This window comes from Pirellulales bacterium, from assembly GCA_019694455.1.
Taxonomy (GTDB): domain Bacteria; phylum Planctomycetota; class Planctomycetia; order Pirellulales; family JAEUIK01; genus JAIBBY01.
Map to the genome: position 1 here is coordinate 1 of JAIBBY010000077.1, position 13,752 is coordinate 13,752.

Genomic DNA, 13,752 nt, shown 5'->3' on the forward strand with positions numbered 1-13,752 from the left:
CGGGTGCGATTTCAAGACATGGGCATGCAAACGATGCCGTCGTTTGACGTGAACGCGCAACCGCCGCGCTATGTGCCAGGTCCCAATGCCTACGCGCCGCCGCCTGCCGCTGGATATCAGCCACCCCCCGCCACGGCCTTCGCTCAACCACAAGCGCAACCGGGTTATCCGCAGCCGGCGCCGATGGCAGCCGGAGCGTTGACGCCCGGCAATCCCTTGCCTTCGCGGCCGCAAATGGGGCCGAACTACGAGAACAACAATTTGCCGGCGATGAACCCACGCTACAACGGGTCGTTGGCGCAGAGCGGCACACCATTCACACAGGCGCCATTCACGCCGGCCACGCCCACCGTGCCGGCGCCGCAGTACCTGCCGCCTGGTCCGCAAGTGGGTCCTGGCTTGGCTGGTCCTGGCGTGCCGCAACCGCAAGTGGCGCCGGGGGTCCTGCCGCCGCCGCCGGGACAGGGGTACGACAACTTCGGCCAGCTTGTGCCACAGACCAACGAGCGACAGTGGCTGGAAGAGCCCACGCGCACCATTCCGCTCGATGTCTACGTCGACGAAGGGCAAACGGGCAAGCTGATGCTCGGCGCCGGCGTGAACTCCAATGCCGGTCTAGTGGGCAATATCACGCTCGACGAGCAGAACTTTGACTGGCGCCGCTGGCCGCGCAGTTGGGCCGACATTCGCAACGCCACCGCCTGGCGCGGGGCCGGACAGCATTTTCGGGTCGAGGCGATGCCGGGTTCGCTCGTGCAGCGCTATATGGCCAGCTTCACGGAGCCGTATTTATTCGACACGCCGATCAGCCTGGGACTGAGCGGCTATTTCTTCAATCGCCGGTACATCGACTGGATGGAAGAGCGGCTGGGTGGCCGAGTGAGCTTTGGCTATCAGTTCGCGCCCGACTTGACTGCCTCGGTGGCGCTGCGCGCCGAGAACGTGAATGTCTCGAATCCGACCATTCCCACTCCACAGCAGTTGCAGGAAGTGCTCGGCAACAACGGCTTGTACACCGTGCGGCCGTCGATCACGCACGACACGCGCGACAGTCCTTTTCTGGCGTCGCAAGGGCACCGGCTGATGTTCGCGTTTGAGCAGGCGTTTGGCGACTTTGAGTTCCCGCGCGCCGAGTTCGAAGGGAGCCAATACTTCCTGTTGCGCCAGCGGGCCGATGGCACCGGCAAGCACACCTTGGCCTTTGTGACCAATCTGGGTTTCACCGGTTCGGACACGCCGATCTTTGAGAACTTCTTTGCGGGCGGTTTCGGCACGTTGCGCGGTTTCCGCTATCGCGGCGCATCGCCAATGGACAATGGCGTGCAGGTGGGCGGTCGATTCATGTGGGTGAACACGGTCGAGTACATGATGCCGATCACCGCCACCGACGCGTTGCGAGTCGTGGCGTTCTGCGATTTTGGTACCGTGGAACAGGGCATTGAACTGAATGCCAGCAATTTCCGCGTGGCCCCTGGTCTCGGTCTGCGAATCGCCATTCCGGCGATGGGTCCGGCGCCGATCGCGCTCGACTTCGCGGTGCCGGTCAATCAGGCGCCAACCGACCAATCGCAGGTGTTCAGCTTCAACGTCGGCGTGGCGCGCTAGCAGAATATGCGCAGGCGGCGTTTGCGGCCCACGATCGGCCGGCAGTTCGACCGTGCCACGTGCGCAAGTGGGTTAATCGCGGCAACTTGGGCAGCCGGCTTCGCCGACGCTCGGTTTGAGCGGCGCCGCTCGATGAGCCGATGCTAGAACAGGAGCCTGCCGAAACGTCTGGCGGGCGCGATGGGCCATTCTTGCCGCGCGGCACGAGCGATGCGAACCGGGCTGATCTTATTGGCGTTGTTGGTTTCGGCGCCCGCCGCCTATGGGGTGGAGCACGCCGCCGCGCCCCGGTATCGGCAGTACAGCCAGTATGCGTCGGATTACGCCGCTGGCCTGCGGCGCGTGCCCTGGCCGATCAATGATCCGCGGGCCACCAACAGCGTGCCGGTCTACATGTATGGCTCCTTCGGCGCGCGACCGCGCCACGAACCTCACCGACAGCAGTGGTTCAACGACTACATGCGCGACATGCGGCGCGGCTACGTCTGGTAGCGGCGATTCTTGGCGCCGCCTGACGCGGATCACGCGCCTTGGTACAAAGGTGGCCTGATGACACAGGCCTCCGAGGCGCCCCGCTGATGCGTTGGTTAGTGATGCTCGCTTGCATATACTCCGTCGCGCTGACGAGCGCCGCGCTCGCCGATTGGCCGATGTGGGGGGGCAGTCCCAATCGCAATATGGTGCAGCGCGCGGCGCGCGATCTGCCAGTCGAGTGGGACATCGACAATAAGACCCATCTCAAATGGTCGGCCAAGGTGGGGAGTGTTTGCTACGGCAATCCCGCGCTGGCCGACGGCAAGATCGTGCTAGGCACCAACAACGACGCGCCGCGCGACCCGGCCGCGACGGGCGATCGCGGGGTGGTGATGTGCTTTGCCGCCGATAGCGGAGCGTTTTTGTGGCAAGACACCTATGAAAAACTCGCGGCCGGTCAGGCCCAGGATTGGCCGCTGCAAGGAATCTGTTCCAGCCCCGCCATCGCGGGTCAGCGAGTTTACTACCTGACCAACCGCGGACAGGTCGTGTGCGCCGACCTGGATGGTTTTCACGACGGCGAGAACGACGGCCCCGAGCAAACGGAGGCAGGCGCCGACCAGCACGCCGCCGACATCGTATGGCGATACGACCTGATGGCGCAGTTGGGCGTCGTGCCGCGCTTTATGGCGGCGTCGAACCCGCTGGTCGAAAATGGGCGGCTGTATGTGGTCACGTCCAATGGCGTCGATCCAAACAGCGGCCAGATCGCCAACGCGTCCGCCCCCAGCTTTGTCTGCTTGGACAGCGCCAGCGGCCGGCTCGTGTGGCAACAAGGTTTTGGGCAGGCTAAACCGCAGGGCGTGGAGATGGCGCCCTTGATGGAAGGGCAATGGGGGAGCGTGGCGCTGACCGACGCGCTGGCCGATGGCAAGCGCCAGTTGCTGGCGCCCGGCGGCGATGGCTTCTTGTACGCGCTGGCGCCAGACAGCGGCGCGCTGCTCTGGAAGCAGGATTGCAATCCGCCCGGGGCAAAGTGGCGGCCGGGCGGCGGCGGTGACAAGTGTTACCTGGTCGCCACGCCGGTCTATGCCGAGGGGCGCGTGTTCGTCGCCACCGGACAAGACCCGGAACATGGCGGCGGCCCCGGCAACCTACTAGCGATCGATCCATCGCCGCAGACGACGAGCGAAAATCGCGTGTTGTGGCGACTGGGAGACAAGGCCTTTGGACGGTCGATTTCGACCGTCGCGGTGCAAGCTGGCGTGGTCTACGCCGCGGAGCTGGATGGCTTTTTGCACGCCATCGACGCCGCCACCGGCAAAGAGCTTTGGCAGCACGACATGCTCTCGCAAGTTTGGGGATCGCCCTTGTTGGCCGATGGCAAGTTGTACTTGGGAGATGAGGATGGCGATGTGCTGGTCGCCGCGCCGGGCCGGGAGCTAAAGGTGCTGGCGGAGAATCGCCTGCCCGACGCCATCTACGGCACGCCGATCGCGGTGGGGCGCACGTTGTATCTCGCCACGCGCGGCGAGTTGTACGCGCTGGAAGCGCCGCAGCCCAGCGCCAAGGAGTAACTGACAATGCCGCTGGAACTGGTTCGTGTGACGACGGGCGACGGCCTGCGCCTCGATGGATCGCTGCGCCGGTCCGACGCGCCGGCCGACGGCGGCCTGGTCGACGCCGCGCTATTGGTGCATGGCACAGGCAGCAATTTTTACGGCTCGACCCTGATGGACGCGATCGAGTCGCGCCTGGTCGGGCGCGGCATTGCCGTGCTGCGAATCAACACGCGCGGGCACGACGGCATCAGCACCTCGGCCACGATGAGCGGTGGTGTGCGACAGGGGGCTGCGTATGAGGTGTTGTCCGATTGCCGGCACGATCTGGCGGCGTGGATCGCGTTCCTGATCGAACAAGGCTTCTCCCGGTTGCTGCTCGCGGGGCACAGTCTGGGGGCGCTCAAGGCCTGCTATGCCATGTCGGAGGAGCCGCACGACGCCGTGCGCGCGGTCGCTGCGGTGTCCCCCCCTTGGCTGTCGCACGCGCGGTTCTTGCAATCGGCTAAAGGCGCCGTTTTCGCCGAGACCTACGCCTTGGCCAAAACGCTGGTCGCCGCCGGGCGGGGCGAAGAACTGATGCAGATCGAGTTTCCGCTGCCTTACCTGGTGAGCGCGCGGGCGTATCTCGACAAGTATCATCGCGACGAGACCTACAACGTGCTGGCGCTCTTGCCGCGGATTCGCGCGCCCCTGTTGGCGGTGTTTGGCGGGCAGGAGATTCAACAGAACGTGGCGTTTCGCGAGTTGCCGCAGGCGATGGAGCAGCTAGCCGCCGCTCAGGCATTGCCGATCGAAGTGGGGGTGATCGCCGGGGCCGATCACTTTTACGCCAGCGCCCGCGACGAACTGGCGGCGCGCATCGATCGTTGGTTGCGCAAACAGTAGCGGTTAAGGATCGCCGCCGCCTCTATTTCTTTCCCAGCCGGCGCTGCGCGCGGAAGAACTCGGTCAGAATCGACGAACACTGATCGTGCAGCACGCCCGAGACGATCTCGCAGCGGTGATTGAGCCGCGGATCGCTGAGCAACTGGTACATCGTGTGGACGGCGCCCGCCTTGGGGTCGGGCGCGCCGTACACCACCAGCGGAATGCGGGCTTGCAAAATTGCCCCCGCGCACATCGGGCACGGTTCGAGCGTGACATACAGCGCGCAGTCTTCCAATCGCCAATCGCCCAGTTCGCCAGCCGCCTGGGTGATGGCCACCATCTCGGCATGCGCGGTTGGGTCGGCCAGTTGCTCGCGCTGATTATGCGCCGCGGCGATGACCCGCCCGCCGTGGACGATCACGGCGCCAACCGGCGCCTCGTCTTCTGCTAGCGCCTGTCGCGCTTCGGCGTACGCCAGTTGCATGAAATGATCGTGCAAGCTTCTGCCTCACTTATCGCCGGCATGTCGAAACTGGCGATCGCCGATCTGCCACGCGCCTGGGCCGCCAAAGCGGGCTTCAAGTCGCGGAAAATCGGTAGTCTTGCCGCTGATCTCCACCGCGTGCGTCCCCTTGGCCAGCGACACCGGGACATAGTGCCACGGCAAATGCGATTGATTGGCCGTGGCGCCTTGATAGATCGCCTTGCCGTCGACGCTGATCGTCAGGTCGCCAAAGTAGGCGATGGCAAATTGATAGACGTCTTGCTTGGCGACCTCGGTGAAGCCGCGCAGCGTGTACTTTTCGTTCTTGCCGACGCCTGCCCGCGTCAGCCAATCGGACGCGGCGGTTTCTTTGACCGGCACGCGTCTCCCGCTGGCCAGAGTGAGTTCCAGGCCCGGATAGAGCGACTTGCCTTGCGGGGGCGCGGTGGGCGGCAGCGCGGCGGGTGGTTCAATCTCAATCTGCAACGGTTCGCTGATCGCCAGCGGTTTCGATTGCGCGTCGAGCGCCACCGCTTGCAAGCGCGCGGGACCCAGGCCGAGCAGGCGGTTGTCTAGCTCCAGCGTGCCTTGCGCGGCCGACAGGCGGCCGACTACGCGGCTGGCCTGAAAGATGCCGATCTGCGTCGCGCCCTCGCTGGCCTTCAACTCCAGCTTGAGCGTGCGTCCGTAGGCCGATTTCGGCTCGGCGGTCGTGAGGGTGACTTGACGCTGATGGTTGTCGACGCGCACCCCAATCGCGCGGCGTCCTTGCGATTCGATCTTGTCGGAGCCGATCGCCACCACGGTTAGCTCGTGGAAGCCATCGACGAGTCGGGTGGTGTCGAGCTCCAGGGGGCTGCCAGCGGCGGCGCTGGCCGCTTGCCGACCATCAGTCAGCAGCAGAAAGCTGGCGGGTGGTTGGCCATCGGCGGTGGTAGCGGTGGCAGTGATGGCGACCTTGCCGGAAAGAGTCTGCGCCGGCTCAACGCCAGTGACGGTGACAATCGGGCCGCGCGCCCACGGCTGGCACAAAGGGTCGCCAATGACCAACAGTTGAAACGGCCCCTGCACCGATTGATAGATCGACTCGGCCAGCGAGCAGCCGCGCGCGTAATGCACCTGCGCCTGCGCTAGCGGAAACTTCTGCGGCAGGGCCAGCGGTTCTACCACTGTGCCGCTGACGCCCGCGGCGCCCGCCTGCAGAAACTCGGTCATCGCGGTTTGATTGCCGGCGTCGTGCAACAGGCCCCCCGTGCTGGTGAGGTTGTCGCAGAAGGCGCCGGGTTGAATGGTGCTGCGCGAGGCGGGCCAGTCAAAGACCGCCGTGCCCGCGACCAGACCTTGCACATCATCCTTGTGCATCGGCAACGTCGCATCGACAATCTCGGCCGCGATGCCGAGCTTCTTTAGTTCGTCGATGGCGACCGCGAATTGCGGCTCGCGCGTCTTGGTTCGTACGTCGCCCGTGCGGCAAAAGTAAATCGTCCCCTTGGGACGCGTGGCGTCGGCCAGCGCGCTGCGCTTGAGATAATCGATCGCCTCGCTGACGCTGGTCCCGCGCCCGCTGGTGAAGGCTAGCAGCATCGACAGCAAATGATGCTGCCCGCCGGTGGTCAACGCTTCTCCCTCGGGCCCCCAGGCGGTTTGAAAATGGAACGCGCGCGACGGCGCCATTTCCGCCGCCGGCGCGGGGCTGAAGTAAAAGTTGTTGGTCACCTGCATCGGGCTGGCCTTCTTCGACAGCACCAGTTGCCACAAGTAGGTGAGGCTGTTCAGCGAGCCGATGGGCTGAAAGCCAACGCCCAGCTTTTCGCCTTGAATATCTTGTGAGGCGTCGATGCGAAACGGAAAATCGGCGGAATAGGCCACATAGTCGATCTGCGCGGCCAGCCCGCGCGACTCGATCGTCTTGAGCACCGGCGTGAGCAATTCTTGTCGAAAGAGCTCGACGTTGGCGGCATCGACCACGGAATGAGGCCAATCAAGATACAAAATGTGCGTGGCCGGAATTTGCCGCAACTGCGCGTAGTGGTTGGCGATCGTCAGCGAGGCCCAACTGCGCGGATTGACGATCAACAACACATTGTGCGGGCCGCCGCCGGCGCGGGCAGCGCCACAAAGCAATACGGAGCTGTGCAATAGGGCGGCAAGCAGCATGGCGCCGAGTAACTGGCCAAACGCGCCGCCCAGAGCGCCGCCCCAAACGCTCGTGATGCGAAAGTCGTTGCGCACGCGCTGGTTGGCTCCTGGCATGGATTCTTGCTGCTCTAGTCGCATGATATCGGCGCTGCCGCGGCGCGAACAGAGCCGACGCGCGAGTGTCACAAGTTTGCTATTTGCTGGAAGTCTCGAAGGGCTCCGATTTCTTTCGATATACCGAACTGGGATGATAGTCGGCGCCCGGAAGCTCTTGCCAATCGATCACCCCTACGCGATCGGCCCACGCCTGCCATTGCTCGGCCAGTTGTTCGACGCGCTCCGGCTGCGCGGCGGCCAGATTGTTGGTTTCGGTGCGATCGGCCGCCAGGTCGTACAGCTCCCATGCGCCGCGAAACGGCGCGACCACCTTCCAGTTGCCACTGCGCAGCGCGCGGTTGCCCTCGTGCTCCCAGCCCAGCGTCCGCTCGCCCAGCGATTGCCCGGCCAAGGCGGGCACAAGGCTGATGCCGGCCAGCGGAGTGAGTCGTCGCCCCTGAAACTCTTGCGGATAGGCGCCGCCGGCCAGTTCCAATAGCGACGGCATCAAGTCAATCACATGCCCCACCTCGCGCGACAGTGCGCCGCGCGCGGCGATGCCCGCCGGCCAGCGGGCGACAAACGGCGTGGAGATGCCCCCTTCGTGCGTCCACATTTTACATTCGCGAAACGGGGTATTGGCGGCGTTGGCCCAGCCGATTTCGAGACAGCGATGCGAACCGCGTTCGCCAACAACGCTCCCCGGCCGGTGCCCGCGACCAGGATTGGGCCAGGTGTCCAGCGCCTCGGCGCTGGCGCCGTTGTCGCTGAGAAAGATGACCAGCGTGTTGTCGGTGACCTGCGCGCGATCGAGCGCCGCGAGCACGCGGCCGATCCCTTGATCCATGCAGTCGATCATGGCGGCATGCACGGCCATGCGGCGCGACCACTCGTCGCGCTCCGGCTGCGGGACCGCCTCCCAGGCCTGCGCCACCGGATCGCGCGGCGACAGCCGCCAGCGCGGATCGACAATGCCCAGCTCGCGCTGCTTGGCCAGCCGCGCCCCCCGCAGCGCGTCCCAGCCGGCCGCGTAGCGGTCTTGATACTTGGCGATGTCGGTGGGCTTGGCATGCAAGGGAAAGTGCGGCGCCGTGTAGCACAAGTGCATGAAGAAGGGCTGCCGCTCGCCGCGGCGCGCGTGCTCGCCGATGAACTCCACGGCGTGCTCGGTAAAGGCGTCGGTGACGTAAAAATCGGCGGGCGGCTCGACCGCCTCGCTATCGAGGTAGAGCGGCGTGAGGTCAAAATATCCCCCGCCGCCGCCAGTGCCGAACGCGCGATCAAATCCGCGCCGCATGGGATGGTTGCGGCCGGGCGGGCCGTTGCCGACGCCGCCGACATGCCACTTGCCAACATGGTAGGTGCGGTAGCCGGCCGCGCGCAACAGTTCGGCAATGGTCGCGGTGTTTTCGCCAATGCCGGAGGTGTAACTCGGCTCGCGCCAGTCCTGGAGCATGTGCCCCACGCCGGCTTGATGCGGGTAAAGTCCGGTCAGCACGGCCGCGCGTGTGGGGCAGCAGCGAGCGCAGTTATAAAATTGAGTGAGGCGAATGCCGCCGTCGGCCAGCCGATCGAGGTTGGGCGTTGCGATCTCCGAACCGAAGCAGCCCAGATCAGAGTAGCCCAGGTCGTCGGCGAGGATCAAGACGATGTTGGGCCGCGGCGGGTCGGCGGCCTGCGCTGCCGCGCCAACTAGCGCCAACCAAATGAGAGTGCAGAGCAAGTAGCGCATGACGGCGAGACCGATTCGTTGGTTGTGGAACGAGCGGCGATGCTGACCGTACTGTACGTCTTGGCCAGCCGGCTCGCCATCCTCTGGCGCGCGGGGCGATGCCATTCGGCGTCATCTCGATTCTGCTCGCGCGTTGACCCACCGCTCTCCTGATCTCTCCCTGTGCCTCCCTCCGCGTGCCATTGGCTCTGCCACCGGCGCCGCGAGTTGGGTGCCATGTCCACGCTTCGGCGTGGACATGCCGAACTACGCGCGAGCCGACTTCGGCCTTCGCCCCCGCGCAGCGAAGCGCAGCAGGGGGAGAAGGTGGCCGATAGGCCGGATGAGGGGGCTTTCTCTTGCCACTATTCTCCCCCCTCCGCGTCTCGGCGGTTATCTTCCCTCCCCCGCCTCGCCCCCACGCAGCGAAGCGAAGTAGGGGGAGAGGCAGCGGTCGCAGACCGCGGTGAGGGGGGGCATTTTCCTTGCATTCTTTTCTTTGCCACCCGGCGACTTTGCGCCTTAGCGTTTCTTTCTTCTTCCCGCGCCACTCACCTCTAGCAGCTTCTCACGCCTTCGCGCCAACTGCGAATACCAACTCCATTTCACTTCAAATCGACAGTGACCTTCTCCACCTTGCCGGTGAAGGTGAACGGTAGTTGATAGGTGAAGTCCACCGCCGAGCCGGTGTCGGTTCCCACGTCGATCCCTTCGCCGAGCGAGAATTGCAGCGGCACAGTCCGAGGCAATTGTCCTTCGCCTACTTTCTTGCCGTTGGCGGTGAGAGTCACAGTCGCGGGCTTGCCAAGTTCGCCCGGCTTGCCCTGATAGGCAAGCTGCATCACCAGGGCCACCTTGCCCTTGGGAAGCGGGGCGGAAGTGATCGTGAACCGCTCGATGGCCAGCATGTTGTAAACAAAGTGCGCCTTGCCATCGCGCAGGTAAATGCCATAACCCCCCGTCAGCCCGCCATGCGTGAAGATCATCCCTTCGGCGCCCTGGTCGGGGATGTCGATACGCGCGGTCACCGAGAAAGACTTGTTCAATACAGGCGGCGCGGCGCCGTCTGGCAGCGCGATCTGGCCCGGATAGTACGTATAGCTGTCGCGCTTGCCGGCCAAGCTGGGCCGGCCTTGAAGTTCGGCGTTCAATCGCTCGACGGCCCGCCAATCGAGTGGCAGCACGTCGTGCTTCTCCGCTTCTTTCCAAAAAAGTGATTCCAGTTTCTTGACCGTCTCCGGATGCTTGTCCGCCAGGTTCTCGGCCTGCGAGAAATCCTCGTCGACATGATATAGCTCCCACTTTGCCGTCAACGGATCGAACTCGCCGCGCACCGGCGTCCAAGGAACGAAGCTGCGGCTCGAGGCCATCCACCCATCGTGATAGATGCCGCGGTTGACGAGCAACTCAAAGTACTGCGTCGTGCGCGTCGCCGGCGCGTCTTTGTCGGTGAAGGTCGCTAGAAAACTCACGCCTTCAATCGGCTTCTGCTCGATTCCGTTGAGCATCTTTGGCGGCGTAATGCCGATCGCCTCGTAGAGGGTGGGCACGATGTCGATCGCATGGAGAAACTGCGACCGTACTCCCCCGTGGTCCTTGATCTTTGCCGGCCAGGAGATAATCAGCGGGTTGCGGGTGCCGCCAAAATGGCTGGCCACCTGCTTGGTCCACTGAAACGGCGTGTTCATCGCGTGCGCCCAGGCGCTGGGGAAGTGATTGAACCACTTCGGCCCACCGATCTCGTCGATGTGTTGGAGATTGTCCTGCCACTTCTCCGGAAAACCGTTGAAGAACAGGTTCTCGTTGAGGCTCCCCTCCAGCCCACCTTCGGCGCTAGACCCGTTGTCGCCAACGATGTAGATGAAGATCGTGTTGTCCGCGGTCGGCAACTTCTTGACTTCGTCGATCACCCGTCCCATGTGGTGGTCCACGTGGGCCGCGTAGCCCGCAAACACCTCCATCATATGAGAGTAGATCTTCTTCTGGCCGTCGTTCAGCGAGCTCCACGCGGGCAACCCCTCGCTGCGCGCCGTGAGCTTGGTGCCTGCCGGCACGACGCCCAGCTTGATTTGTCGGTCGAGCGTGGCCTTGCGATAGGCGTCCCAGCCCGCGTCGAATTTTCCCTTGAACTTGTCGATCCACTCTTGCGGCGCGTGGTGCGGCGAGTGGTTGGCGCCCGGCGCCACGTAAAGGAAAAATGGCTTGGAAGGCGCGATGCTGGTGACCCGCCGTGTCCAATCGATCGCCTTGTCCGCTAGGTCCTCGGTCAGGTGATAGTTGGGGTTCGCGCTCTTGGGGACGAGATTGCGGTTCTCAAATAAGATCGGATTCCAGTGGTTCATGTCGCCGGCGTTGAAGCCGTAGAAGTAGTCGAACCCGAGTCCATTCGCCCATCGGTCGAAAGGGCCGGCGGCGCTGGTTTCCCACGCCGGGGTGTTGTGGTTCTTGCCGATCCAAGCGGTCATATATCCGTTCTGGCGGAGCACCTCGCCGATGGTGCCGCAGCTTCGCGGCAGAACGCAGGTATAGCCGTCGTAGCCCGTCGCGGCCTCGGTGATGACGCCTGTCGCGGCCGAGTGATGATTGCGGCCGGTGATGAGGGCCGCCCGCGTCGGACTGCATAGCGCGGTGGTGTGAAAGCGGTTGTACCGTAGGCCTTCGCCAGCCAGTCTGTCGAGCGTCGGCGAAGGGATGCCGCCGCCAAAGGTCGAATACTGCCCAAACCCGGTGTCGTCGAGCAGGATGAGCACCACATTGGGCGCGCCCTTCGGCGCCTGAATCGGCTGCGGGAACTGCGGCGGATCGGAATCTTTATAGGTCTTTCCGACCTTGCCAGAGAATTGAAAGTCGGGCCGCGGCAGCACCGCCGGCGTGCCGTTGGTCACCGCTGAATCAGTGACTGGCTGCTGAGCGAATGATGTACGCCAAATGTCCGTGGCCGCCAGCCAGCCGAGCATAGCGCCGGAAGTGATCACCGCCACGGCGGTAAGTGTTGGTCGCGATTGCATTGCCAGATACCTCCCCAAGCCCCATAAAAATTTGGCCATTGCCAACCAAGATTACCCTACACAGAGCATGAACATTCTGACGCAGTGCTGGCGTCTTCGCCAATTACTGCGAAAGATTCAGCGCCACGCCTTCCCTCCCTATGCCACTGAATTCACCTTTCGGTCGTTCATGTTCCACGGATGTATTTCCGACTTTGCGCGAGGCCTTTCCTTCGCCCTCCCCATTGCGACCTGGCGCCTTGGCGTTTCTTCTTCCTCCCTCCCCACTCCCCCGTCCTCCTCTCCGCGCCTCCGCGTCTCTGCGGTTCTCTTCCTCCACGCGCCACGAATCGCCACTCCATTCCGAAAACTCCGAAAACCCTCTCCCCCCTCCCGCGCGAGCATCACGGCGCAAGCCGTGTCACACCAAGCGTTTTGAAAAACAGAATCTCGATTCGCGTTCGTTGTCGGAGAAGGGTTATCGGAGTCCACCCCCCTGTTTTCGTGTTTTCGTTGCAAATCAATTCGCTGCTCCCTCCACGACCCACCGTGCCGCCTCACCTGCTCCACTGCTCACCTGATCTTTCTCTCGCATCTCTCCTCTGCGTCTTTGCGCGCCATCGCCTTTTCTTCCGCCTCGCCCCCACGCAGCGAAGCGCAGTAGGCGCCAGCGGCAGCGACCGCAGACCGCGGTGAGGGGGGCATTTTTTCTTCCCTCGCCGCGTGCCATGTCCACGCTTCGGCGTGGACATGCCGAACTACGCGCGAGCCGACTTCGGCCTTCGCCCCCGCGCAGCGAAGCGCAGCAGGGGGAGAAGGTGGCCGATAGGCCGGATGAGGGGGCTTTCTCTTGCCACCACTCTTCCCCCTCTGCGCCTCCCCGTCTCGGCGGTTTTCTTCTCCACTCCCCAAAATTTTTGTTGCTTTTTGAGCCAACCATTTGTTAATGTACGTGCGTTCACTGTTTTGCGTGTTTATTACTCGGCCAGCAGCGAGTTTCACCATGCCACGCCCACCAGCGCTCGACGACGAAAAGAAACGTCAGATCGTGACCCTCGTCTCGGCCGGCCTCAGTCGCCTGGCGGCGGCCAAGTTCGTCGGCTGCGCGGTCAGCACCATCTATCGCACCGCCAAAAAAGACGCCGCCTTCGCCGCCGAACTCGATCGCGCCACCATCCAGCCGATGCTCTTTCACCTGCACAACATCCAAAAGCACGCCGAAAAATCATGGCGCGCCAGCGCCTGGTACTTGGAGCGCGTCTACCCGCACCAGTTTGGCCGCCGTCAGCCAGAGACCTACACCCGCGAGGATCTGCAAGAAAAAGTGAATCTGATCTGCGGCGAGGCGGAAAAAGTCCCCGACAAAAAGGCCCGCCGCTGGGTCAAGAGTCGCGTGCGCCGCATCTACGACGCGATCGACCGTTGGGCAGACGACCATGTGACTCCCTGGGAGCGCAACAATCTGCCTTCTAACGAAGACCTGTTCAGCTCGACTCAGCCGGTCCACGTCGTTTCGCCCAAGAATCTTAAGAGCAAGAATCCGGTCTACGTCCGCGACACGTACGGCACCCACTTCGTCTACGACGCCGACCATATTCACGACCTGCTCGAGTGGCATAACCCCAAGCCAAATCCCCTGTCGCAGGATTGGCTCGAGTTCTGTAGCCGGCAGGGCTTCACCGAAGGCTACAAAAAGCGCCGCGAGGCGGAGTACGCCGCCCATCAAAAGCTCAAGGCGGAAGGCCGCGCCGGCCCAACTCGCTACCGCTTTGGCCCCGACCTGTGGGGAGACGACATCGACTCCGACATCCACGAGCGCCGTCGCGC

Annotated in this window: 9 protein-coding genes; 5 read left to right on the plus strand and 4 right to left on the minus strand. The window is 63.7% G+C overall.

Annotation, left to right across the window (positions count from 1 at the left end; genetic code table 11):
- The 4 genes from K1X71_19680 to K1X71_19695 all read left to right on the plus strand — a co-directional run.
- On the plus strand, positions 1–1,605 hold a 1,605-nt coding region (locus K1X71_19680; protein ID MBX7075369.1), incomplete at its 5' end, for a BamA/TamA family outer membrane protein.
- A 210-nt stretch (positions 1,606–1,815) separates the two neighbouring features.
- The gene (locus K1X71_19685; protein MBX7075370.1) at positions 1,816–2,097 is read left to right on the plus strand and encodes a hypothetical protein; all 282 of its coding nucleotides are present in this window, start codon (positions 1,816–1,818) and stop codon (positions 2,095–2,097) included.
- Between the two features lie 101 nt (positions 2,098–2,198).
- Positions 2,199–3,656, plus strand: a complete 1,458-nt coding sequence (locus K1X71_19690) for a PQQ-binding-like beta-propeller repeat protein (protein MBX7075371.1) — start codon at positions 2,199–2,201, stop codon at positions 3,654–3,656.
- A gap of 6 nt (positions 3,657–3,662) precedes the next feature.
- On the plus strand, positions 3,663–4,526 hold the full coding sequence (locus K1X71_19695; GenBank protein ID MBX7075372.1) for an alpha/beta fold hydrolase: 864 nt from the start codon (positions 3,663–3,665) through the stop codon (positions 4,524–4,526).
- A 22-nt stretch (positions 4,527–4,548) separates the two neighbouring features.
- Here K1X71_19695 and tadA read toward each other — a convergent pair whose 3' ends face one another.
- The 4 genes from tadA to K1X71_19715 form a co-directional block, all read right to left on the minus strand.
- Positions 4,549–4,992, minus strand: a complete 444-nt coding sequence (gene tadA / locus K1X71_19700) for a tRNA adenosine(34) deaminase TadA (protein MBX7075373.1) — start codon at positions 4,990–4,992, stop codon at positions 4,549–4,551.
- A 24-nt stretch (positions 4,993–5,016) separates the two neighbouring features.
- On the minus strand, positions 5,017–7,245 hold the full coding sequence (locus tag K1X71_19705) for a TIGR03790 family protein (protein ID MBX7075374.1): 2,229 nt from the start codon (positions 7,243–7,245) through the stop codon (positions 5,017–5,019).
- 79 nt (positions 7,246–7,324) lie between these two features.
- A complete protein-coding gene (locus tag K1X71_19710) occupies positions 7,325–9,064 on the minus strand; it encodes an arylsulfatase (GenBank protein ID MBX7075375.1) in 1,740 nt (579 codons plus the stop codon).
- A 479-nt stretch (positions 9,065–9,543) separates the two neighbouring features.
- Positions 9,544–11,946, minus strand: coding sequence for an arylsulfatase (locus tag K1X71_19715; GenBank protein ID MBX7075376.1), 2,403 nt, complete (start codon positions 11,944–11,946; stop codon positions 9,544–9,546).
- A 982-nt stretch (positions 11,947–12,928) separates the two neighbouring features.
- Between K1X71_19715 and K1X71_19720 the strand changes: the two genes are divergently transcribed.
- Positions 12,929–13,752 (plus strand): helix-turn-helix domain-containing protein (locus tag K1X71_19720; GenBank protein ID MBX7075377.1); only part of this gene is annotated, 824 nt, incomplete at its 3' end.